Genomic DNA, 23,752 nt, shown 5'->3' with positions numbered 1-23,752 from the left:
AATTATAACATATGGCATTTGCAGATATATACAAGACAGGAGGGCATAAAAGGAATTTAGGACACTTTGCTAATATTATTAAATTAGCATTATCAGATAATAAAATTTCAGAGAAAGAACAGGAGGTAATTAGTCATTTAAAACGTCAATTACATATTTCTGATGCAGATTATAAAAAAGTTTTGAAGGCTCCTAATTCTATTCCAATCAACCCGCCGGCAAATTTAAATGCAAGATTGGAGCGTTTTTTTAATTTGATTTCTGTTGTGATAGCAGATAATAAAATAAAGGAAAAACAACTTCGCTTGTTAGAAAGAATATCAATAGGGTTGGGATTTGTAGTTTCCGATACAAAAAGAATAGTTTCGAAAGCGGTTAATTTTGTAGTGGAAGGTTATGAGTTAGAAAAATTTTCATTGGAGATGAAAAAAATTCTATAATTCTAAAGAAATAAGTTAATTTTAACTACCGAATTCAATATTGGATTCGGTATTTTTTTGTGATATTCATTTATGGTTGATTCAACATCTTTTCAAGTTTATAATGCTTCTGCAGGTAGTGGTAAAACATTTACTTTGGTAAAAGAATATTTGAAAATTTTACTTACTTCTGAGAGTGAGTATGTTTTTCAAAATATTTTAGCCATTACTTTTACCAATAAAGCAGCTGCTGAAATGAAGGAGCGTATCTTGGAGAATTTAAGAAGTTTCGCAGACAATGATCCAAATGATATGTTTGATTTGATTGTTGCTGAGAATAGTTTAGATGCGGTAAAGCTAAGGCATAAAGCTAAAAGGATTTTAGAAAATGTTTTACAAAATTATTCAGCGTTTAATATAACTACCATTGATAGCTTTACGCATAAATTAATTAGAACTTTTGCCTTTGATTTGGGTTTGCCCTTAAATTTTGAGGTAGAAATGGATGGGACGAAGTTGATTAGTGAAGCCGTAGATGTGTTAATATCAGAAATAGGGTTGCATAAAGAACTAACGGATATTTTAGTAGCCTTTTCATTGCAGAAAGTGGAAGATGATAAGGCATGGGATATATCAAAAGAGCTTAATACGATTGCTTCTATATTGATAAATGAAACTAATGCAAGCTATATTCAAAATTTGCAAATGAAGTCAATTGCAGATTTTCAAAAAATTGAAAAATTATTAAAATCTAATAAATCAAAAATAGAAAGTCTCTTCTTTGAAAATGGAGAAAAAGGATTAAGTATAATTGACCAAAATGGATTAGAACATAAGAATTTCTCTTATTCAGAGCTACCGAAACATTTTATAAAATTCAAAAAATTAGCAAGTTTAAAGCATGATGATATAAAATATGTTGGGCGTCTACAAAAGAATTTAGATAATGGCGTTTTTTATTCTAAATCAGCAAAAAAGGATGTTCAAAATAGCATTGATGCCATTAGTTCTGAATTATTGCAGGTATACGAAGACGGTAAATTGTTGTATGAAAAACATCATGGAAATTATGTTTTAATCAACATGGTTTTAAGTGATATTATTCCTTTGGCAGTATTGAATCACATACAAAAGGAGTTGAATGAGATCAAAGATCAAAATTCAATTTGTTTGAGTGCGGAGTTCAATGCGTTGATCAGCGAAAAAATAAAAAATGAGCCAGCTCCATTTATTTATGAAAGAATTGGAGAGAGGTTTAAGCATTTTTTTATTGATGAAATGCAAGATACTTCCTCTATGCAGTGGCAGAATTTAATTCCATTGGTTAGTAATACTCTTTCACAAGAAGGGGGTAGTTTGATGCTCGTTGGAGATGCAAAGCAGGCAATATATCGCTGGCGTGGTGGAAAAGCAGAACAATTTATTGATTTGTCTTTAGAAGGGAATAAAAGTGTTGCCAGAAATCCTTTCTTTATTGAGAAAAAATTAGAAAATTTAGAAACCAATTATCGAAGTTTTAGTGAAGTAATCGGCTTCAATAATGCTTTTTTCTCACATATTGCTTCTTTTTTAACCAATCCAACTTACGAATATTTATATGAAATAGGGAATCAGCAAAAGTTGAACAAGAATACAGGAGGCTATGTTCAGCTGGATTTTTTAGATCAGACAGATCTAGAGAAAGAAGCAAAGGATCTTTCTTATCCTAGAAAAGTTTTAGAGATAATTGAGGGATTGGATTCCGGTTTTAGAAAGAAGGATGTCTGTATAATTGTTAGAACTAAAAAAGATGGTATTCAAATTGCAAATTATCTTACGGAAAATAATGTGTCAATTATTTCTTCTGAAACCTTGCTTTTGCAGAATAGTTTAAAGGTTCAGTTTATTATTGATCTATTGATCTATATTCAAAACCCAATGAATTTGAATGCAAAATTTAAGTTGCTTAATTTTATAAAATATTTTATTTCATTAGACACATCTGACCATTCTTATTACGATGAATTGTTGCAATTAGAGCCTGTTTCTTTTTTTGAGAAACTTTCGGATTATGACATTCGATTTAATTATGAGCTGTTTTTACAAATGCCCTTTTATGAGTGTATCGAATATATTGTAAGAGGCTTTAAATTATTAAACTCTACAGATGCCTATGTTCAGTTTTTCTTAGATTTTGTTTTGGATTTTCAAAGGAAAAACCATCATGATTTAGCTGCTTTTTTATTAGAATGGGATCAAAAAAAGGAAAAATTAAGCATTGCTGCTTCAGAAAGTGAAGATGCTGTTAGAATAATGACGATACATAAGTCCAAAGGTTTGGAGTTTCCAGTCGTGATTTTCCCCAGTGAAAGAAGTGTGAATACAGAATTAAATCCTAAGGTTTGGTATGATGCTTTAGAGGAATCCATATTTGGAGATTTACAAGTGTCAAGAGTTTCTTGTAGTAAAAATATTGGCTTGACTGGAGAAAAAGGAGAGCAGTTGTTCGAAGAAAGGCAGTCAGAATTGTTTTTGGATAATTTTAATTTACTATATGTGGCCCTTACCAGATCTGTAGAACAATTATATATCGTTACAGAATATAAATTGGATGCCAAAACAGGAGAAGAGAATTTAAATTTTTTCTCTGGGTTATTTATAAATTATTTAAAAACTTTAACGGATGAAAATTCATGGGATGTAGCCAAATTATGCTATCAATTTGGAGCAAAAGAAAAATCAAATTCTTTAAAGAAAGAAGATCAAAATGATGGATTTGAATTTCAACAAAATTTTATTTCCAGTCCTTGGGAAAGTCATGATATAAAAATGGTAGCAAATTCTTCTAAGCATTGGGGAGAAGAATATGAATCGGCTGTAAATTATGGATTGTTAGTACATGAAATGTTTTCAAAAATAATTTTGGAAACCGATATCGATTATGTTATTCAATCTTATGTTGATTCAGGTTTGATATTGAAAAGTGAAGTGTTGCCGATAAAAACAAAAATTAAAAAGGTGGTGTTTCATGAACAGCTAAATTCTTATTTTCAAGAAGGAGTTTCTGTTTATACAGAAAGAGAAATTTTAGATGAAAACAAAAACATATTAATTCCTGATAGGCTCATATTCATGCAGAATGATGTTGTGATTGTTGATTTTAAAACAGGGAAAAAAATGCAAAAGTACCAATATCAATTAGAGGCCTATGCGAATGTTCTTGAACAAATGAATTTTAATGTGGTAGCTAAATATTGTGTTTATATCGATCAAGATGTAGAAATAGTTTCTTATTGACCGTTCTGTAAATTCTTTCTACAACGGTTGAACGTAAGATCTGATTTTTTAAACGGCATTTATCCGGGATTGAACGAAAACTAATTTTATTTTTTTTGGGTTCCGCTACTTTTGATGTATCAATATCGGAGCTAAAGCCAAAAATATTTAATCAGACTAAACTTTACATGAAATATACTATTTGTTTTAAAAAGAGTGTTGTTTGTTGTTCTTTTGTGATTTTTAAAAGGGATAACAAATGTTTAGTGATGCCTGTTGTGTCTTGTCTAGCTAATATTTTTACCTAGTTTCGCCGTTGAATTTTTTTCGTTTAATCTAACAAACAATTATGAAAACAATCAAATTAAGTATTATTTGTGCTATTTTATTTTCTTTAAATTTAGTACAAGCCCAAGATGAAAATAATAAGTGGGCGTTGAGTATTGGAATTAATGCGGTGGATATTAACAAAGGTGGTTTTAACGACTTTGGAAATATGGTAAAGGATTACCTAGGAACTAGTGATTGGAATGTTATTCCAGCAATTTCTACGGTATCTGTTTCTAGATATATGAATTATGGTTTGAGTGTAAAACTTGCAGGATCATTAAATAAAATCAATAAGGCTCCTAGTGGAGATGTAGATGGACTTTCATTCTTTGCATTGGATGCAGCTGCTGTTTATGATTTAAATCATTTGTTTGGAGAAACAGGTTGGTGGGATCCTTTTGTAACGTTTGGAGTTGGAAATGCTTGGATTGATGGAGATTCAGGATTTACCATCACACCAGGATGGGGATTCAATAGTTGGTTTAATGATAATGTGGGGATTGCATTTAGCAGCACTTATAATTCTTCTGCTTGGACGGGAGGAAATTTTAAATCTGTAGATGCATCGAGTTATTTTCAACATTCGTTGGGAGTTGTTTTTAAATTCGGTGGTCCAACAAAACAAGATACTGACGGAGATGGTGTAGCAGATGAAAAAGACGCATGTCCTGAAGCTGCTGGAACAAAAGAAAACGGAGGTTGCCCAGATACAGATGGTGACGGTGTTTTAGATAAAGACGATTTATGTCCAGAAGCAGCCGGAACAAAGGAAAACGGAGGTTGTCCAGACACAGATGGTGATGGTGTTTTAGACAAGGATGATGCTTGTCCAGATGCAGCTGGTACCCCAGAAAATGGAGGATGTCCTGATACAGACGGTGATGGAGTTGTTGATAAAGATGATGCTTGTCCTGAGGTAGCTGGTCCTGCAGAGAATAAGGGTTGTGTTTGGCCAGATACAGATGGAGATGGAGTTCCAGATAAGGATGATAAGTGTCCGGAAGTTGCAGGAAGTGTTGAGAAACAAGGATGTCCAGAATTGACAGAAGCTCAGGTGAAGAAATTAGGTGAGTTCTCAAAAACGATTAGTTTTAATTCAGGAAAAGCAACATTTAAGCCAGGAGTAGGAGATCGTTTGGATCAATTGGCAGAAAAAATGAAGGAGTATCCAACAACAGATTTCGTTATTAATGGATATACAGATAGCACAGGTTCTAAAGCAAAAAATCTTGAAATTTCTAAAGCTAGAGCTAAAGCAGTAAAAGATAGATTGGTAAAAGCAGGGGTAGATGCTAAAAGATTGAAATCAGAAGGATTTGGAATCGCAAACCCAATTGCCTCTAACAAAACAGCAAAGGGAAGAGAAGCGAATAGAAGAGTGGAGATAATTGCTCAATAATAGCTGAATTTAAAAAAAATAGAAAACGTTCAAAACTTAAGTTTTGAACGTTTTTTTTATTGAGTTTGTTTTTTTTGTCTGATTTTCAGTATGATAGGTTCTTGATTTTCTGTAAAGTTAAATTTTTGTTTAAAATTAATATTTTTTCGTAGATTTGTTTCATTCTGAGCTGTTTAATGCAATGGTTTCAGATTTAAAACGAAACTAAACTAATTTAAATTACAAAAGATGAAAAAAATTAAAATTGCAATGCTAGCATTCCTTATGTTTGCTGGTGTGAGTTCGGTACAAGCGCAGGATGAAGATAACAAATGGGCATTAAGCTTCGGAATCAATGCTGTTGATTTTAATAAAGGAGGTCTGAATGATATCGGAGGTATGATTAAAGACTATTTAGGTACTTCTGATTGGAATGTGTTACCTGCTATCTCAACAGTTTCAGTATCAAGATATATGAACTATGGGTTGAGTGTTAAAATAGCTGGATCTTTGAATAAAATTGATAAAGGAGCTGGTACTAAAGTAGAGGCTGATGGTTTATCTTTCTTTGCGTTAGATGCAGCAGCTATTTATGATTTAAACGCATTGTTTGGACAAACTGGTTGGTGGGATCCATTCGTGAGTTTTGGTGTAGGTGGCGCATGGGTTGATGAAGACTCGGCTTTCACAATTACTCCAGGATGGGGATTCAATAGCTGGTTTAATGATAATGTAGGGTTGTCTTTTAGTAGTACTTATAATTCTGCTGGTTGGACCGGAGGTTATTTTAATGGAGTTGATGCTTCTAGTTACTTCCAACACTCTTTAGGATTGATTATCAAATTTAACGGTGACGAATAGTCTCTGTAAATCATGGTGAGAACCATGTAAATAATTTTTAAATAACCGTTTTCAAGCAATTGAAAACGGTTATTTTTTTATATTCGTGTATGAAAAGTTTTTTGTCTGAAGTAGTAGAGCAATTGTTAAAAAATAATACCTCCATTGTGGATATGGTGTGTGTCTTGCCCAGTGAAAGGGCTGGAGTTTTTTTAAGAGAAGAGTTGAAAAAGCAAATTCGAGGAACTACTTTTCTTCCTAAAATAATTAGTATTGAAAAATTTATTGAAACCATTTCTGGGTTTCAAAAAGCTGAAACGGTTCCGCTATTGTTTGAGTTCTATAAAGTTTATCTTAGCATAGAAAAGAATAACCCAGAGAGCTTTGATTCTTTTGCGCAATGGGCATCTATTGGTTTGCAGGATTTTAATGAGGTAGATCGTCATTTGATTGATTGCAATGATCTATTTAGCTATTTAAAAGATATTAAACGAATTGAAGATTGGGATGTTGAAAACGGAAAATCTACCGAAATGATGACAAAACATCTAAGTTTTATGGAAAACTTAGGTCGTTATTATTTTAACTTTTATGAATACTTAAAAAAAGAAAAAAAGGGATATCAAGGACTTTTATATAGGGAGGCGGCGAATAATATACAAGATTATATAAAAGTAAATGAACATAATAAAATAGCCTTGATTGGATTTAATGCTTTAAACAAAGCAGAAGAGAAAATTTTTAAGGCTTTATTAGATAGTAAAATTGCCAATATTTATTGGGATTGTGATGCGTATTATGTGAATTCAAAAAAAGAGGCTGGTTCTTTTTTAAGGAGCTATAAATCTAGCTGGACATATTTTGAATCACATCTTTTTAATAAAATTTCAGATAACTTTAATTCCAATAAAAAAATCACTGAAATTGCTGCTTCTAAAAATATTACACAGATTAAAGGAGTTGGAGAGTTGTTAGAGAAATTAGATAGTAGTGAACGTACCGCACTTGTTTTAGCTGATGAAAGTTTACTGTCGCTAACTTTAAATTCTCTACCTGCGAATGTTGATAAATTAAATATAACCATGGGGTATCTTTTAAAGGATATGCCCATATCAAGCTTTTTTGAAACAATTTTTGATTTGTATTTGAATCAAGTGAAATTGGATAAAATTGAAGCAAATGAATTTTATTTTAAGGATGTTTTTAGGTTGTTGGAAAATCCATTTACAGTAAAACTTTTTTCTAATAGCGAATGGTTGTCGAAACTCAAACAGAACCTGATCACAGAAAATCAAGTTTTCATATCTTCGGAGTTAGTGGATGGATATATGCGTGAGAGTGAGATGTTTCATCTAGTTGGAGGTTTGTTCAAAATGTCTCAATCTGTTGAGAGATTTTTAGCTTCATTAATTAGTTTGATCGATGCTCAAAAAGAGAATTTTGAAGGTTTTGAAAAGGAATGTTTGTATCGTTTTTATAATCTTTTTATTCAGTTGCAAAATTTAAATGGAGATTATAATCATATAAAATCTATTAAAACATTAAAGTCCATTTACAAGCAGCTGGTTGCTACAGAGAAACTTTCCTTTCAGGGAGAACCATTGAGCGGACTACAATTAATGGGGATGCTAGAAACACGTGTATTAGATTTTGAAACGGTGATTCTGACTTCTATGAATGAAGGGATTTTACCTGCTGGTAAGTCTGATAATTCATTTATCCCTTTTGATGTTAAGCAGCAATATAAACTGCCAACATATCAAGAGAAAGATGCAATTTTTGCTTACCATTTTTATAGACTGATTCAAAGGGCAAATAACGTTTATTTATTTTATAATACCGAGACTGATGCCTATGGTGCGGGAGAAAAAAGTAGGTTTTTAACTCAATTGGAGATTGACGGGATTGATATTACTAAAAAATCGATTGCTCCCTTGGTTACTAGTGATTCAAAAGATGAAATTATTGTAGAAAAGACAGACGAAGTTATATCAGCGTTAAAAAAAATTGCCGCGAATGGCTTTTCTCCTTCTGCGCTAGCAAAATATATTGAAGATCCACTATCTTATTATAAAAGATATGTTTTGAAAATAAAAGATTTAGATGAAATTGAGGAGACTATCGCTGCAAATACGATGGGAACGATTATCCATGATGTTTTAGAAGATTTTTACAAACCTTATATCAATCAATTTTTGAAAATAGACGATGTAAAATTAATGCTGTCTCAATATATTCAGAAAACTGAGTTTTATTTCAAAAAACACTTTGTAAATGGAAACATTGTTTCAGGTAAGAACAAATTAATTTTTGAAGTATCAAAAGATTTTATTTACCGCTTTTTAAAACAGGAATTAGAAGTTTTAAAAAGCGGAAGCTCTTTAAAAATATTAGGTACGGAAACGGTTTATTCTTATGGTATTAAGATTCCAAACCTTGATTTTCCTGTAAATATTGGTGGATCTGTTGATAGGATTGATGAGTTAGATGGTGTATTACGAATCGTAGATTACAAAACAGGAAAGGTTACTCAGTCAGAATTAAAAATATTAGAATTTGATAAAATTCCGACAGATTATAAATACACCAAAGCAATGCAAGTAATGTTATATGCATTCTTGTATACCAAAAATAACAATCATACTTTCGCAACACCTTTAGAGGCCGGGATATTTTCTTTCAAAAATAGAAACGCTGGATTTTTAAAATTAAATTTCGGAAAAGGTAGGAGTATGGATAGTATGGTGACAGAGGAAAGAATTACCGAATTTATGGATGTGATACATGAATTAATTGCTGAGATTTTTGATAAGAATATTCCTTTTAAGGAAAATAAAGATAGACCCTTTCAATAAATGAAAATAAAAAATAGAAGTATTCAAGGAGTGCATAACAAGCCCATTTTAATTGATGTTTGTTATCAGAAAAATCATACTAAAAAGCCATTGGTTATTTTTTGTCATGGGTATAAAGGCTATAAAGATTGGGGAGCCTTTGATTTGATGTCGAAAAATTTTATCGAAAATGATCTGTTTTTGGTGAAATTTAATTTTTCTCATAACGGTGGAACGGTAGAGAATCCAATTGATTTTCCGGATTTGGAGGCTTTTGGACAAAACAATTATTCTATAGAACAAGACGATTTAAATTCAGTAATAGATTGGGTGTTGTCAAGTCAAGAATTCTCAGATGAAATTGATATTAAAAACGTCGTATTGATTGGTCATTCTAGAGGAGGTGGAGCTGTGATTCTTAAAGCAGCTTATGATATTAGAATAACGAAATTAGTAACATGGGCTGCGGTGTCAGATTACAAATTAAGATTCCCTGAAGGCCCCATATTAGAACATTGGAAAAAAGAAGGTGTGGCCTACATTGAAAACGCAAGAACGTTGCAGCAGATGCCTCATTATATTCAGTTTTACGAGGATTTTGTGAAAAATGAAGAGAAGTTGACAATCAAAACGGCAGCTAAAAAACTTCGTATACCGCACTTAATTGTACATGGAACAGAAGATGCTACGGTGTCTATAGAAGAGGCTCGGAGAATTCAAAATTGGAGTGCAAAAAGTAGTTTGAATGTGGTAGCAGGTGGTGATCATGGTTTTGGAGCCAAACAACCATGGGAAAGTTCAGAGTTGCCTAAAGATTTTGCTGAGGTTCTTGTAAATACGATAGCGTTTATCAAAACAGAAAATGAGTAAAACCAATAGAGTTGGATTTAAAGAAATTAATAGGCTGGCCATTCCATCCATCATCGCTGGCATAGCAGAACCATTATTATCAATAATTGACACAGCCGTGGTGGGTAATGTGTCTTTTGATTCTATTGAGGCCTTGGCAGCTGTCGGTATTGCTGGCTCTTTTATCTCTGCAATTGTATGGGTGATAGGTCAAACACGAGCAGCTATTTCATCTATTGTAGCCCAGTATGTTGGGAAAAATCAATTAGATAATATTATTTCCCTGCCTGCTCAGATGATTGGTATCAACTTAGTGTTGAGTTTGGTTTTATTTTTTACAACTTCATTTTTTGCCCATCAGATTTTTGAATTATACAATGCATCAGGTTTGGTGTTAGACTATTCGGTTAGTTATTATAAAATTAGAGCATGGGGATTGCCTTTGTCCTTATTTGTGTTTACTGTAATGGGGGTTTTTACAGGACTGCAAAATACATTTATACCCATGTTAATAAGTATTACAGGTGCGGTTATTAATGCTGTTCTAGACATATTGTTGGTGTATGGAGTTGAGGGAGTGTTGAGTCCTATGCATGTAGAAGGAGCTGCATATGCGAGTGTGATTTCTCAGTTTGTAATGGCTTTTATGGCCTTACTATTTTATTTGAATAAAACACCTTTTAAATTGGTGGCTTTTAAAAAATTCCATTTCGAGATAAAACGTCTTTTGTTGGTAAGTGTAAATTTATTTGTTCGTGCTTTGGCATTAAATTTGGCTTTGTATTTAGCCAATTCGTATGCAACCGATTATGGAAAAGAATATATTGCAGCGCAAACCATATGTTTTCAAGTCTGGTTGTTTTTTGCCTTTTTTGTTGATGGTTATGCTAGCGTAGGTAGTATCATTTCAGGTAAATTAAAAGGAGAAGGTTCTCAGAAAAAACTAAGCTTTTTGGTAAAGGATTTATGTAAATATGGAGTCATAGTTGCCTTGGTGTTGATGTCTCTTTGTTTTCTGTTTTACAATCAAATAGGAAAAGTATTTACCTCGGATACGGATGTGCTAGAAGTGTTTTATATGGTTTTTTGGTTAGTGATCTCAACACAGCCATTAAATGCAATAGCCTTTGTGTATGATGGTGTTTTTAAAGGTTTGGCAGAAGCTGTTGTGCTAAGAAATACAGTTGCCATAGCTACTTGTTTAGGTTTTGTTCCAACGCTACTAATTGCAGATTATTTTAATTTACAATTGATAGGTGTGTGGCTTGCTTTTACCGTGTGGATGTTATTTAGATCCGGAATTTTATATGTTTATTTTAAGAAAAATGTCAGTCTGCTTTTAAAAAGATAGGTAGGGTAGCTGTTCGATATCCTATAATAATGTAAATTTGAATTATGAGTTTAGGAACAATAGATACAAAAATAGAAAATGAAATTGCTACAGTAACTTTTTACCATCCTGCAAGCAATTCTTTTCCAAGCTCCTTGTTGGAAAAGTTAAGTAACGAGTTTAAAGTGTTAAGTAGTCGAGAAGACGTAAAAGTAATCGTTTTACGAAGTAAAGGAGATAGAGCTTTTTGTGCTGGTGCTTCTTTTGATGAGCTTTTGTCTATAAAAACAAAAGAAGAAGGAATGGCATTTTTTATGGGGTTTGCTAACTTGATAAACGCCATGAGAGAATGTTCTAAATTGATAATTGGTTGTGTTCAAGGAAAAGCTGTTGGTGGAGGCGTTGGTTTGGCTTCAGCTTGTGATTATGTTGTCGCATCTGAAGGAGCATCAATTAAATTATCTGAGTTTTTTATTGGTATAGGGGCATTTGTAATTGAACCTGCGGTCACTAGAAAAATGGGAAAGGCCTCTTTTTGTCAATTGTCTATGGAGGCAGCGGAATGGCATTCTGCTACATGGGCTCAGGAGAAAAACTTATATGCAAAGGTTACCACTGATCAAGAATCGATGTTGCACGAGGCTTATCATCTTGCAAAACAATTGGCTGGTTATAATCCCGAAGCCTTAAAACAAATGAAAAAAGTTTTTTGGGAAGGAACGGAAAACTGGAATGAATTATTGAAAGAAAGAGCCTCTATTAGTGGTGATTTAGTATTATCAGACTTTACGAAAGAAGCGCTTAGTAAGTTTAAGAAATAATGTAACTTTGCCGAATGAATAAAATTAGAATTACCAAACAATTTGATTTTGAAACAGGACATGCCTTATATGGCTATGATGGGAAATGTAGAAATGTACATGGTCATAGTTATAAGCTTTCTGTAACTGTAATTGGGACACCAATAGATGATAAAAACAATGTTAAATACGGAATGGTAATTGATTTTGGAGATTTGAAAAAAATCGTTAAAAATGAGATTGTGGATGTTTTTGATCATGCTACCGTTTTTAATAAAAATACTCCGCATGTTGAGTTAGCTCATGAACTTGAAACACGAGGACATTCTGTTATTCTTGTGGACTATCAACCTACAAGTGAAATGATGTTGATTGATTTTGCAGCAAAAATTAATGCAAAAATTCCATCGTCAGTGAAACTACATTCTTTGCGTTTACAAGAAACAGGAACCTCTTACGCAGAATGGTTTGCTTCAGATAATGCATAGCAAGTAAAAAAAATAATATTAGTTTAATATAAGGTCGGTGATAAATCACTGACCTTTTTTTGTATAGTTTTTTATACCATCATGTTAAGTGGTTGTAGAGGTAATGTTCGGCTTTTAAAATTTATACTATGGTAATTTGCAAACCTAACATTTTGTTGAGAAATCAATAAATATTACTAATTAAACTAAAAATAGAAATATGTCAGTTAGGTATGAAAAAATGATGTCCTTGACCGGAGTAGAGACGTCAAACAAATCAAAAGAGCAATTAGAGCTATTGTTTAAAGAAGTATTGAATAAAGGAATGCATGGTTTGTGTTTTAGCCCCTATGAAGAAGGACAACAACCAGGAGATATTCTTACTGAAACTCAAATTAGAAGAAGGTTAGAAATAATAAAACCGTATACGAAATGGGTAAGATCTTTTTCGTGCACAGATGGAAACGAATTGATTCCAAAAATAGCACATGAACTAGGAATGAAAACGATGGTGGGTGCTTGGCTTGGTGATGATGCAGAAATAAACAAAAGAGAAATAGAGAACCTAATCAAGATAGCGCAAGAGGGATACGTTGATTTGGCAGCAGTAGGTAATGAGGTTTTGTATAGAGGAGATCTAGAGGAAGATGAGTTATTATCGTTTATTTATGAGGTCAAAAATGCTTTGCCAAATGTTCCAGTGGGCTATGTGGATGCTTACTATGAGTTTGAGCAGAAGCCAAAAGTAACCGAAGCTTGTGATGTTATTTTTGCAAATTGTTATCCTTACTGGGAGGGATGTAGCATGGAATATTCATTGATATATATGAAAGAAATGTATGCTAGAGCGGTAAAGGCTGCAAAAGGGAAAAAGGTAATTGTGTCTGAAACAGGTTGGACAAATAAAGGACAAACTTTTCATGGTGCGGTTCCTTCTTATGAAAATGCTATAAAATATTTTATAAATGCCCAAAAATGGTCTGCTGAAGAGGATATTGATTTGTTTTATTTTTCTTCTTTTGATGAATCATGGAAAACTGGAGCTGAAGGTGATGTAGGAGCCTACTGGGGACTATGGGATAAAGATGAAAACATGAAATTTTAGAATAAAATAAAAAAACACCCCATTTGAAAAAATGGGGTGTTTTTTTATGTGAGAAGATGAGATTTGTTATAGTTTTCCTCTACGCTTTACTAAAATTTCTTTGATTTCTCTTGCTCTTTTTTCATCTAAACTATAACTCCACATGACCCAAACAGCCAAAGCCGCTGTTATTGCAGGAATAATGATATCTGCAAGTCTCAGTTTGGTTAAAGTCTCAACAGATTGCATGGCTGCATTTTGATCGAATCCAACAATTTTTAATACCAAACCACCTAAGACCAAGGCTAAAGCCTGTCCAAGTTTTACCATCCACCAATAGATAGCTCCAAAGGTTCCTTCTTTCCTCGGCATTCCATTCTCTAGTTCGTCCAAATCACATACATCAGCCGTCATACTCATCATTAAGGTAAATAGGCCTCCTATACCAAAAGAAATAAAAGGGATTGGCATAAACAGTAACCAAGGCATGTCAGGGTCGAATCCCCACCATTTTAGAATATAACCAACAATTGAAATTAGTGTTGAATATATAAATGCTTTTCGTTTTCCAAATTTATTAGACATCCAAGAAACTACCGGAATTACAAGAAAAGCAGTGACAAAAGCCATTACAGTTGAAAACCAAGCAGGCCAAGTACCAGCCAACCCATAGTCACCGTTAAACATAAAGAATACAATGATGAAAAAACTGAAGGATGCAACTAGTTGAAATCCGTTGAAAACTAAAAAGGTAGCGCCACATAACTTCATGAACGGTTTGTTTTTAGATACTTGAATAATTCCTTGAAATAAATCTTTTACGTTAGAAAACATGGTTTTAAAGGTTATTTTCTTTCTGTTTTCCATATGTGCAGAATCAATTCCTTTACAAAATAAAGCAGGTAGTAGTCCAAGAACGATACAAATAGAACCTACGATTACCGATAGTTTTTGAACTCCTATGGCTTGCGTTTCAAATACGTTTGGATTTGCAATTAATACCCAAAACCAAGGAACAATCATCCAGGCGATTTGACCAATGATCTGAGAAAACGCCATCAATCTAGTTCTTTCATTATAGTCAGAAGTCATCTCATAACCAAGTCCGATTAAGGGTGTGGCAAACATGGTATTTCCAATTAAAAATACCATAGATAAAATTAAGAAATACCAAAAATTGAACATTTGTGAATTTTCAGGATCTAGTTGCCACAGAATAGCAAAAAGAACTCCACTTGCGATGGCTCCAATAAAAATATAAGGTCTTCTACGTCCCCATTTTGATTTTGTATTGTCCGATATAAATCCCATGATAGGATCTGTAATAGCATCAAATATCCTGGGAAGACCTCCCAAGAGACCTGCTAAAAAGGGGTCCATACCAAAGGCAGTTAGAAGAAAGAACATAAAAATAGCAAGAGATCCAGGTAGTAAGTTTAATACTAAATGCCCTGCTCCAAAGGCAACTTTTTGGCCAATTGGTACAATATCTTCAGGTGCTGTTGTTGGTTTTTTCATAAGTGTAGTTTTGTTATATTAAAAATCGTGGTTAATGATTTTTAGAAACTGTATGGTATTTTTCTTTTACGATGTAATAGGCTTGCTTTGGTGTTCTGTTAATTGTAACAATACCCCAATATTCTTCATTTGGTGTGCCGTCATAGGGAACTCCGCTACTATTTGGAGCCCATCCTCCTGGGTCAAGTTGATTGTTGTTACCCGCTTTCCATAGTTCATCCACGAAGGCAAATAGTGTAACACCAGAACAAATATTTTCATTGTTGAAAACACTTTTTAATATGTTTTTAGTAGCATCGGCTTGTGCTTTCTCATTGACTCCCTCAGCGTAGTTTAGTTTTTCAATCGTCATATAACTATCAGCACCAGCTTCCGATAAATACATCGGTTTGTTCGAGGTAGCTTCCCATTCAGAGAATATTTTTTCTGGGTTATCCCAACGGTATACATTCATGCCCCAAACATCAATACTTGGCGACAATTCCAATGCCAAAGCATCTGGTAATTCGCCATGGGCAGTTGTGATAGGATGCGTTTGATCAATTTTTTTTATTTCATTCGCAGCATTGTTCATCGCATTATACCAGTTTTTTATGGCCCCATCGAACCATTCAGGATGATAGTTGTATTCATTGCCAAGTTCCCACATTAAGATTGCGGGGTGGTTTTTAAATTTTTCTATATACTGTAAATAACTTCCTGATCGTATATCATAATTGCCATTTTGGTTGTACCCAAAACCGATGATGATTTTCATATTGGCCTGATGAATCTTATCTAAAACTGTCTTGTCATGAATAGGTTGGTACACACGTATTGTATTGATGTGTGCTGCTTTCATGAGTGTTAAATCCACGTCTAAATTGGAAAAACTTCTGCTGTCTTCGCCTTTAGAAACAGGATGATAGCAAATACCTCTGATACTATATGGTTGGTTGTTAACAAGGATAGATCTCTTATGAACCGAGATTTTATCTTGAGTTTTATCTTCACCACAACTAACCAAGCTGAAGCAGATCACTAGAATTATGTAAATGATTTTTTTCTTCATGTTTATTAATAATCTAACTGTTCATAATAATTTTCTGGTAATTGAACTTGGTTTAAAAGCGCTTCCAGATTCCCTTGGTAAGTTTTTTTAATGGAATGTCCATTTCTTGAAAGTCCTTTAAAATTTCCTTGATCTACTAAATCCCATAAAGCATATTTTGCTTCTCCGTTTAGCGTGAATAATCCAAAATGATTCTCTGATCCTCCTGGGTTATTTGCATCTTTCCATGGTTCATCAAAAGCTTCAAAATAGAAACAGGATATGTTTTTAGAGTTTGTCCATTCCCTCATAAGGTTGTAATAGATAGCTTCTTTGTATTCGTCTGTGGCCTTAGATCCTTCATTTCCATAGAGTTCATTTGAGTAACTAGCCCATCCTGTTTCACCAATGTGTATGGGTTTGTTAGCACCAATGTTTTGCATATAGTTTTTTACACTTTCATATTGAGAAATAGCATAATTTTTAGATCTTGACATTAGGGAGTCAATTTTATGAATTGATGTTAGTTTAGATTCATCGTTTTCCAAGCCCCAAAATATTGGATGGTAATGGGTGTCATGCATAGGATAGGTATGCATAGAAATATAATCAACAGCATGAATCAGATTATTTAAATCTTCTGTGTGATATTCTCCGTCACCTCCACCCCAAGAGGCAAAATTATCGGAACTTGTAATCCAAATATCTGAGGGTAATTCACCTGATTTTTTTAATTCTTGCAAATGATTTACCCATTTTAAAATTACTTTGGGTTGTACATAATAGCTTGTAGCCCATTTCACCATTGCTTCATTTCCTACAGCAATAATTTTTACAATATCTGCATGTTTTTTAGCTAGAGAAACGGCTCTGTTTATTTCATCTTGGTTGAATTCACTTTCTTGATTATGGTCAACCGGGTATTCTGTCCAGGCATTTTTACAATCAATCCAAGCTCCAAGCATTACATACATTTCAAAACCTTCATCTTCTTTTTTTAATTCTGTAATGGCTTGTAAAATGTTTTTTGCTTGATCCAGTTGAACGTTGTAGGTTCTGATAATTTTTACTCCCATAGCAGCAAGAATTTTCATGTCGTCTTTAAGTTCGTTAAGACTAGGTTGGATGGATCTAGAGTTTTGACGATATCCTCCGTAAGACATCTCTAAGTAATCTGGATTTCCTAATATTTCTGAAGCAGTTTTATTCATGGTTTTATGCTTATTTGAACATCCTAAAAGAGAAAAACTAATAAGTACAATAAGAAGTGATTTATTAATAATTCGCATTTATGTAAAATTTATTTAGTGATTGATACGGTTATCTGCTCAATCTCACCCGAACGACTAAAGAGTTTATTGCTTAGATTTTGCTCAAGTTCTTGTTGGTTAATTGTAATTTGTTGCTTGTTTGAAAGTGCGATTTCAATTGTGTTTTTGTCGCTCAGTTTATAGATGATAGGCGTTTGACAGTAAGTAAAGCATAAGGAGTTTTTCTCAATAAGCAATTCTTTATAAGTTCCCATGAGGTTTTTGTATCGAAAAGTTTTGGCTTCTTTTAAAAATTCCTCTTTGCGTAACATAGTAGGGTTAAAACCAATTTTCCCATTTTTAACATAAATACCTAGTTCACCGAATCTACTTAATACATCTTCTTTTACTTGCCCTGTCATTCCAGGTTGTTGTGCTCCTTTTCCTCCAGGAGTATGTGAATAAGGATCGGTAGGGAATGCTCCATATAATTCAGGAGATTTGTGTACTCCGATTCCTTCATTGGCCTCGTAGTAATGGTCGAATAATCTTCCGATTATTTTTGAGTCTTCTTGCTTTTCAACAGCAACTAGACAAGTTTCTTGAATACTTAAAACTAATTTTGAGACCATGTGCCAATAGATGGATCCTAAACCTTCGTATCCAAAGAAAGTACCTGATCTACCTGTAAAAGATTTGTGATCAAAAATTTGTTCAAAGGATTGTAATAGGTAATCTGTATCTTTTTCTATAAGTGAGCTATAGCTTTCAGGTAATTCATTTAAGGCTGATTTTAAGCTATCAGCATTGTTAAAGTTTGCATTAAAATGGAAGTTTCCATTAGCATCTTTTTCAACAATTGTTGAGATGCCATCATTTAGAAGCTGAGCTAATAGTTCTGAATTGTTAATGGTGGTCTTGGAAATATTATTTTTTAAAGAAAATCTTGGAAGGTCTTTGTTTGGATATAAAATATAGCTGTACTGATCTTCTCTGAATAGGGCGCTATTTTTTAAGGCATCTAACAATTCTAAAGAGCTTTTTCCTGAAATAAAACCAGAACTTAAAACAGCCACTTGACCTTCTAGCATTTCTGGTAGATAGGAGATAGAAATCTCATTGTCATTCTCAATGGTCATTAAATTATAAGAATGATATAGATTGTCTTTCCTTTTATTTGAAGCGATTGTTTGGTCTAAATATTCTTTAGTAAGTGAAAAGAAATTTAATAGTTCTGATTTCGTAATTGATTTTTTATGACTCGTAAAACCATTTTCATAAATAGAATTTCTATAAACGCTTCCAGCACTTCCTAATCCATCCAAAACATTTTTTCTATCAGCATCTGAGATAGTTGATTTTAGTATGTTTTTGTTCTCATCTAGACTTTTAACAACTTGATGGAAAAACTGAGCTAATTCTTCTGAAACGTCATTGTCTTCCGTTGAGGTTTTTTTTACAATTTCTTCGAAGAAATTTAAAAATCTTCTTAAGTAATAGAGGGTAACCATAGAAACTCCATTTCCAACCAAAGCATTGTTTGCATCATTCCATTCAGGTCTTTGCGTATTCATCCAAATTCCCCCTTCAGGAATAAAATTAGAAACTTTCGCTAGCACAGTTGCCAATAACTTTTCAATCATATTTACTTTGTAAATAGAGTGAATTTTATCTGTAATTAAAGCTCCATCTGCGCCAAGCTGGTTTCTTCTTTGATTGATTTCAAGATCTAGTTCCTCATCAAAAAGAATTGTGTCTTTTGAGTTTTTCAGAATGTCTTCGTAGCTTTTTATTTTATAAGGAACATTTGCATATACAAAGATCTCTTGCTTGAAGTAGGTTTCTAGTTTGTCTGGATAATGATTTTCAATAAACTCTAAAAACTTAAGAAGGTAAATGATTTGATGATCTCCCCAATACCCAATATAAGACCAAGGATCATTAGGTTCAATAATTTCCCAATCAAAACCATCTTTGGTAACTCTATATGGGTTGTAACCATCAAAAGTAGTAGCATTCAAAAATTTGTGAATCATACTATCAATGAATTCTGGATAGGAGTGAGCAAGGGCCTCCCAATTTTGGAAAATATCTCTCCAATTCCCTTCGTAATCTAATATTTTGGTTCCATCATCACTTGTTGTATTTATTGAGAATTTGTTCCAAGGTCTACTCGGATCTCCGTGTCTTCGGCTAAATTTTAAAGGCATATACTCAAATGCCAGTCTTATAAAATTTTTGTCTCTATCGTTTTCTGCAAATTCTTTTAAAAATTTTAGCGTAAAAATTTCAGGTAGTTGCTTCAGAACTTCCTCTCTTTTTTTGAAAACTTTTTTGTTCGCCTTTGAGATGTATTTGATGAAATCTTGCTTTTCAATATTGTAGTCATTGTCAAAAATCCCACCTCTCATGATGTTGAAAAGTGTGTTTGAGAAATGTCTTGTGTTTCTCAATTTATCTGCAGATAATTGAAGTCCATCAGAAGTTGAGGTTAGGTCGATTAAATTTTGGGTTCCTTGTTCAATATCGAGTTGTAAAACTTCAGAAAGATTTTTATCGGATTTAATCAAATTAGAGATTTCGATGATATTCACCATGGTTTGGTTTACATTGGCAACTAACATCCACTCTTTTCGCTCTTCTGGGTACAATTCGATTTCGGTAGAAACGAAATAGGCACCTTTTTCAGCTTTTATATCTTCCTCTTGATGTAGTTCTTTTCCTTTTCTAAAATTATTTAGTTGGGAAGATGAAATTAGATATGTTGGATTGTCGAGACCCGTTGACCAAGCTATGTTTGCTTTTAACGCCTCACTTGGCTCTGCTTTGTCAACTATAATTGCACTTAAAGCATAGATTCCTAAACCTACTTCTGCTTCTAATTCACCTTTTTTATAGGCGTCAACTAGATTACTGCGGCTGTTTTGTAAGTCTGAAGTTACTCCTGCAGGAATTATGTTTTGAATTCCATCAATAAGTTTTATGCTGATGGAATCAGTCGAGTTGTTGATTAAGGTGGATTTTTTCACAAACCCATATTGATTACTTGAATTCCATTGGTACCTAAAGGTTACACCAAGGTCGATATTGATTTCTTCAAAAATAACTTTATTTCCAAAGCTGTTTTTGTAGAGGTTACGCTGCGTGTTATACAGTCCTTCTTGTCTTATGGAAAAAGGTTCCCAAAGAAAATTATTTTCATTTTTTTGGATATGAAAAATTGATTTGCTTCCTGTGATATCAGCCGATTCAGTAATTTTATCATCTGTGTAATATGGAAATAAGGCAAATTCTGAATTTTTTCTTCCAGCGGTTAAACCACCATTACTAGAAATAAACATCCAATGATTAGAGTCACTTACAATACTCATAAAAAATGGACGCATTTCATCACTGTTTGTGATTTTGTAATATTTTTCGTTTTCAAAAAAAATCAATTTACCTTCAATTTTCGTAGATTCTAAACGAGTTTTTTTGTTTTCTAGGTTGATGTCAGTAGTCTTCATTATATGTGTTTAAAAACAGTAAACTAGCACTGTTGTTTTAGTTATTCTATTAAGAAAGGAATGTTGGTGGTTGCCACATTATTATCTTCGTCATTGGCATAAACGAACAATCGATATGCACCCTTGTTTGGAGTTTTAAATTCAAATTTTCCTTCTTTATTTTTTAAAATTTCAACTTTAATTCCAATAGGTTTTTGTTCTAAATCTCCTCCCTCTTTCAAATCGGTACTTTCTTTTAAGATTTCCCAGGTATAAGTAATTTTGTCATTGTCAGGATCTTCAACAACGATAGAGGCACTAGCAGAGGTATTGGATTTTAGTTTTATATTATGATAAGCAGTTTTTCCGTTTAAGTGAAAACTCTTAACCTGCGGAGATCTGTTTTCTGGCCATTTATTATTCCAGATATAATGCATTACATCTACAGATTCTGTTTCTTTTCCATTGGGAGAGAAAATTCCATACCATGTAGGGGTTCTTTCCTGTTTCTGTCCCCACAAAAAGACATAAGACCCTAAACATTGTGTTTTATCAACTGCGATAGCTTTATTGTATCGGTCTAAATACTTAGCAGCTTTGATAGTACTGTTTTCTTCAATAGGAGCACCCCATTCAGTGGTTGGTACTTCCCAATGACCTGTCGCTCCCCATTCTGTAACAATATATGGTCCAGTCCACCCAAACTTTTTTATTCTCATAGGGAGTTCCGGTAAATCGGCATACAATTGAATAGATAGTAGGTCTAGATCTCCACATCTACTTTTGATAAGGTCAACCTCTTTTTGTTGTATTCCTGCGAGTGTAGTAGTGGTTAAGTGGTTTGGGTCTATTTCATGAATCATTTTGGAAATATCATTAACAGCATTCCAAACGTTAGGATTGGTATGATGTAGATTCAATTCATTTCCAATAGCCCAAATAAGGAGTGCCGGATGATCTTTTAATTCTAAAACTTCGGCTTTAACCCGATCAAACTGTGCTTGTACAGCAGCTTTGTCATTGTAATCAAAACCATGTCGTTCTCTGGCAATTTCTATACCCATTGTTACATAAAGTCCTTTGCTATATGCACTATCTAAAACTTCTTTTCCCGATTGCTTTCCATTATCAGTTCTCCAGGTTCTGAAGGAGTTGGCATTATGATTTGCAAGGGCGTCTATAGCTCCAAATTCCAAACCGGCTCCTTTAATATAGAATGGTTCATTGTTTACCTTTAGTTTAAAAGCTCCATGTAGGTTTTCGATGGTAACTTTTGCTGGTTTCATTTGTTGTCCATAACTTGTTTTACCTACCAATAGGAAAACAGAAAGCAATACGATTGTTTGAAATGTTTTCATTTAATTTTGTGTTAATAGGTTTTCAATTTCTTCTAAACTTCTTCCTTTAGTTTCTATCACAAACTTGAAAACAAAAATTAAAGAAAGAAGTGCCATGATGGCATATATGGCAAACGTTAAAGTTGGCCCTAGATTTGTAAGTTCCCAAGGGAAGAATTGTGTTACGGTGTAGCTGACAAGAGAGTTGAAAAACCCGACAACGGATATGGCAATCCCTTTTATGTTTCCCGGGAAAATTTCAGATAACATCGTCCACATAACAGGGCCCAGAGAGATGGCAAATGCGGCTACATATAATAAAATAGCAAATAGTACCAGTGTGGCATTTATTGAAATTAGACTTTTTATTTCATTTTGTTTAAACTCTTTTAATTGAGGTATGTTTAGCAATGGATCTACCGCTTTAAATAACTCGTTTTGGTTATTGTACTGAGATCCTTCTAATGATGAAATGGCATTTGAAATTTCTGTATTTTGTATTTTTTGTAAATTATTTTGATTGATATCGTAGGTGGCATTATTGAATGCAATTGTTGCCATTGTAAGGGCGATTGTCATGCTTGCCGTTCCTATTATTAATAGTGGCTTTCTACCTAGTCTGTCAATTAAAAAAATTGCTACAAAAGTAAATACTAAGTTGATGAGGCCTACAACGATGGCCTGTAAAAATGAAGCGTCAGAGCTACCACCCGCTTGTTCAAAAATTGTTGGTGCATAATAAAAAATTGCATTGATACCGGTTATCTGTTGAAAGAATGCTAAACCAAAAGCGATTAATAAAATTTTACTAAACTTGCTTTTAAACAAATCTGAGATAGATCCTGTTTTTACCTTGCTATTTTTTCCCTTAATGATTTCTTCAATCGTTTCAATAGCAAAATCTTTCCCTCCAATTTTGATGAGTATTGTTTCGGCAAGAGATATTTTATTGAGTTTTTTAATAAGCCATCTAGGACTTTTAGGAACACCAAAAAGAGCTAGGAAATATATAACTGCGGGAATTGCTTCCACTCCTAGCATCCATCTCCAACTTTCACCATCTAGATCTTTTAAATAATAATTGGAAAAGTATGCGACAGAGATGCCTAAAACTATATTAAGTTGATTTAAAGATACTAGACTACCTCTAAGTTTCGGTGGGGCAATTTCTGCGATATAGATTGGTGCAATTAAAATTGCAGCGCCAATTCCGATTCCTCCAATGATTCTTGCTATTATAAAAATATAATATTCAGTTGCTAAAGCAGACCAGACAGCAGAAATTGTAAATAGAATTGCCGTAAGGATAAGTATTAGTTTTCTACCATATCTGTCACTTAGTGGGCCGGCAAAAATATTTCCAATCATTGCGCCAAATATCACACAACCTACAGAAAAACCTAATTCCCAGTCCGACATGTCAAAATAATTTCTTATACCTCCTACAGCTCCAGAAATAACGGCGCTGTCAAATCCTAATAAGAATCCTCCTAAGGCAACTATAAAACTGATGGTAATGGTATAAGATTTCTGCATAGTAGTAAGG

The 23,752-nt window shown here is 33.3% G+C and carries 16 protein-coding genes; 10 read left to right on the top strand and 6 right to left on the bottom strand.

The window, feature by feature from the left end; translation table 11 throughout:
- The first annotated feature begins 11 nt into the window (after nt 1-11).
- From AC2DGP_RS09990 to AC2DGP_RS09945, 10 genes are all read left to right on the top strand, one after another.
- The gene (locus tag AC2DGP_RS09990; RefSeq protein WP_484489916.1) at nt 12-440 is read left to right on the top strand and encodes a TerB family tellurite resistance protein; all 429 of its coding nucleotides are present in this window, start codon (nt 12-14) and stop codon (nt 438-440) included.
- A gap of 72 nt (nt 441-512) precedes the next feature.
- Nucleotides 513-3,695, top strand: a complete 3,183-nt coding sequence (locus AC2DGP_RS09985; protein ID WP_484489915.1) for a UvrD-helicase domain-containing protein — start codon at nt 513-515, stop codon at nt 3,693-3,695.
- Nucleotides 3,696-4,023: 328 nt separating this feature from the next.
- Nucleotides 4,024-5,403 (top strand): OmpA family protein, encoded by a 1,380-nt coding sequence (locus AC2DGP_RS09980; protein WP_484489914.1) that lies wholly within the window; start codon nt 4,024-4,026, stop codon nt 5,401-5,403.
- 228 nt (nt 5,404-5,631) lie between these two features.
- A complete protein-coding gene (locus AC2DGP_RS09975) occupies nt 5,632-6,243 on the top strand; it encodes a hypothetical protein (protein WP_484489913.1) in 612 nt (203 codons plus the stop codon).
- 89 nt (nt 6,244-6,332) lie between these two features.
- A complete protein-coding gene (locus AC2DGP_RS09970; RefSeq protein ID WP_484489912.1) occupies nt 6,333-9,077 on the top strand; it encodes a PD-(D/E)XK nuclease family protein in 2,745 nt (914 codons plus the stop codon).
- Complete coding sequence (locus AC2DGP_RS09965; protein WP_484489911.1) at nt 9,078-9,926, top strand: alpha/beta hydrolase family protein; 849 nt, start codon at nt 9,078-9,080, stop codon at nt 9,924-9,926.
- Entirely contained in the window at nt 9,919-11,256 is a 1,338-nt protein-coding gene (locus tag AC2DGP_RS09960; RefSeq protein WP_484489910.1) for an MATE family efflux transporter, read from the top strand. Before AC2DGP_RS09965 ends, AC2DGP_RS09960 begins: the two co-directional genes overlap by 8 nt.
- Before the next feature lie 44 nt (nt 11,257-11,300).
- A complete protein-coding gene (locus AC2DGP_RS09955) occupies nt 11,301-12,056 on the top strand; it encodes an enoyl-CoA hydratase/isomerase family protein (RefSeq protein WP_484489909.1) in 756 nt (251 codons plus the stop codon).
- A gap of 14 nt (nt 12,057-12,070) precedes the next feature.
- Nucleotides 12,071-12,523: a 6-pyruvoyl trahydropterin synthase family protein gene (locus AC2DGP_RS09950; protein WP_484489908.1), complete on the top strand. Its 453-nt coding sequence runs from the start codon at nt 12,071-12,073 to the stop codon at nt 12,521-12,523.
- A 199-nt stretch (nt 12,524-12,722) separates the two neighbouring features.
- Complete coding sequence (locus AC2DGP_RS09945; RefSeq protein ID WP_484489907.1) at nt 12,723-13,607, top strand: glycoside hydrolase family 17 protein; 885 nt, start codon at nt 12,723-12,725, stop codon at nt 13,605-13,607.
- Nucleotides 13,608-13,673: 66 nt separating this feature from the next.
- Here the strand turns inward: AC2DGP_RS09945 and AC2DGP_RS09940 are convergent, their stop codons facing one another.
- The 6 genes from AC2DGP_RS09940 to AC2DGP_RS09915 form a co-directional block, all read right to left on the bottom strand.
- Nucleotides 13,674-15,104, bottom strand: coding sequence for an MFS transporter (locus AC2DGP_RS09940; RefSeq protein ID WP_484489906.1), 1,431 nt, complete (start codon nt 15,102-15,104; stop codon nt 13,674-13,676).
- 31 nt (nt 15,105-15,135) lie between these two features.
- The gene (locus AC2DGP_RS09935; protein ID WP_484489905.1) at nt 15,136-16,155 is read right to left on the bottom strand and encodes a glycoside hydrolase family 2 TIM barrel-domain containing protein; all 1,020 of its coding nucleotides are present in this window, start codon (nt 16,153-16,155) and stop codon (nt 15,136-15,138) included.
- 5 nt (nt 16,156-16,160) lie between these two features.
- Complete coding sequence (locus tag AC2DGP_RS09930) at nt 16,161-17,345, bottom strand: glycosyl hydrolase family 17 protein (protein WP_484489904.1); 1,185 nt, start codon at nt 17,343-17,345, stop codon at nt 16,161-16,163.
- Between the two features lie 89 nt (nt 17,346-17,434).
- Entirely contained in the window at nt 17,435-20,890 is a 3,456-nt protein-coding gene (locus AC2DGP_RS09925) for a hypothetical protein (protein ID WP_484489903.1), read from the bottom strand.
- Between the two features lie 41 nt (nt 20,891-20,931).
- Nucleotides 20,932-22,227 (bottom strand): glycoside hydrolase family 2 TIM barrel-domain containing protein, encoded by a 1,296-nt coding sequence (locus tag AC2DGP_RS09920; protein WP_484489902.1) that lies wholly within the window; start codon nt 22,225-22,227, stop codon nt 20,932-20,934.
- Nucleotides 22,228-23,742 (bottom strand): sugar porter family MFS transporter, encoded by a 1,515-nt coding sequence (locus AC2DGP_RS09915; RefSeq protein ID WP_484489901.1) that lies wholly within the window; start codon nt 23,740-23,742, stop codon nt 22,228-22,230.
- Between the last annotated feature and the right edge of the window lie 10 nt (nt 23,743-23,752).

Source organism: Flavicella sp. IMCC45537 (assembly GCF_057197705.1).
Note: the sequence above shows the minus strand (reverse complement) of the source record. Positions and strands in the feature narration are given on the sequence as shown.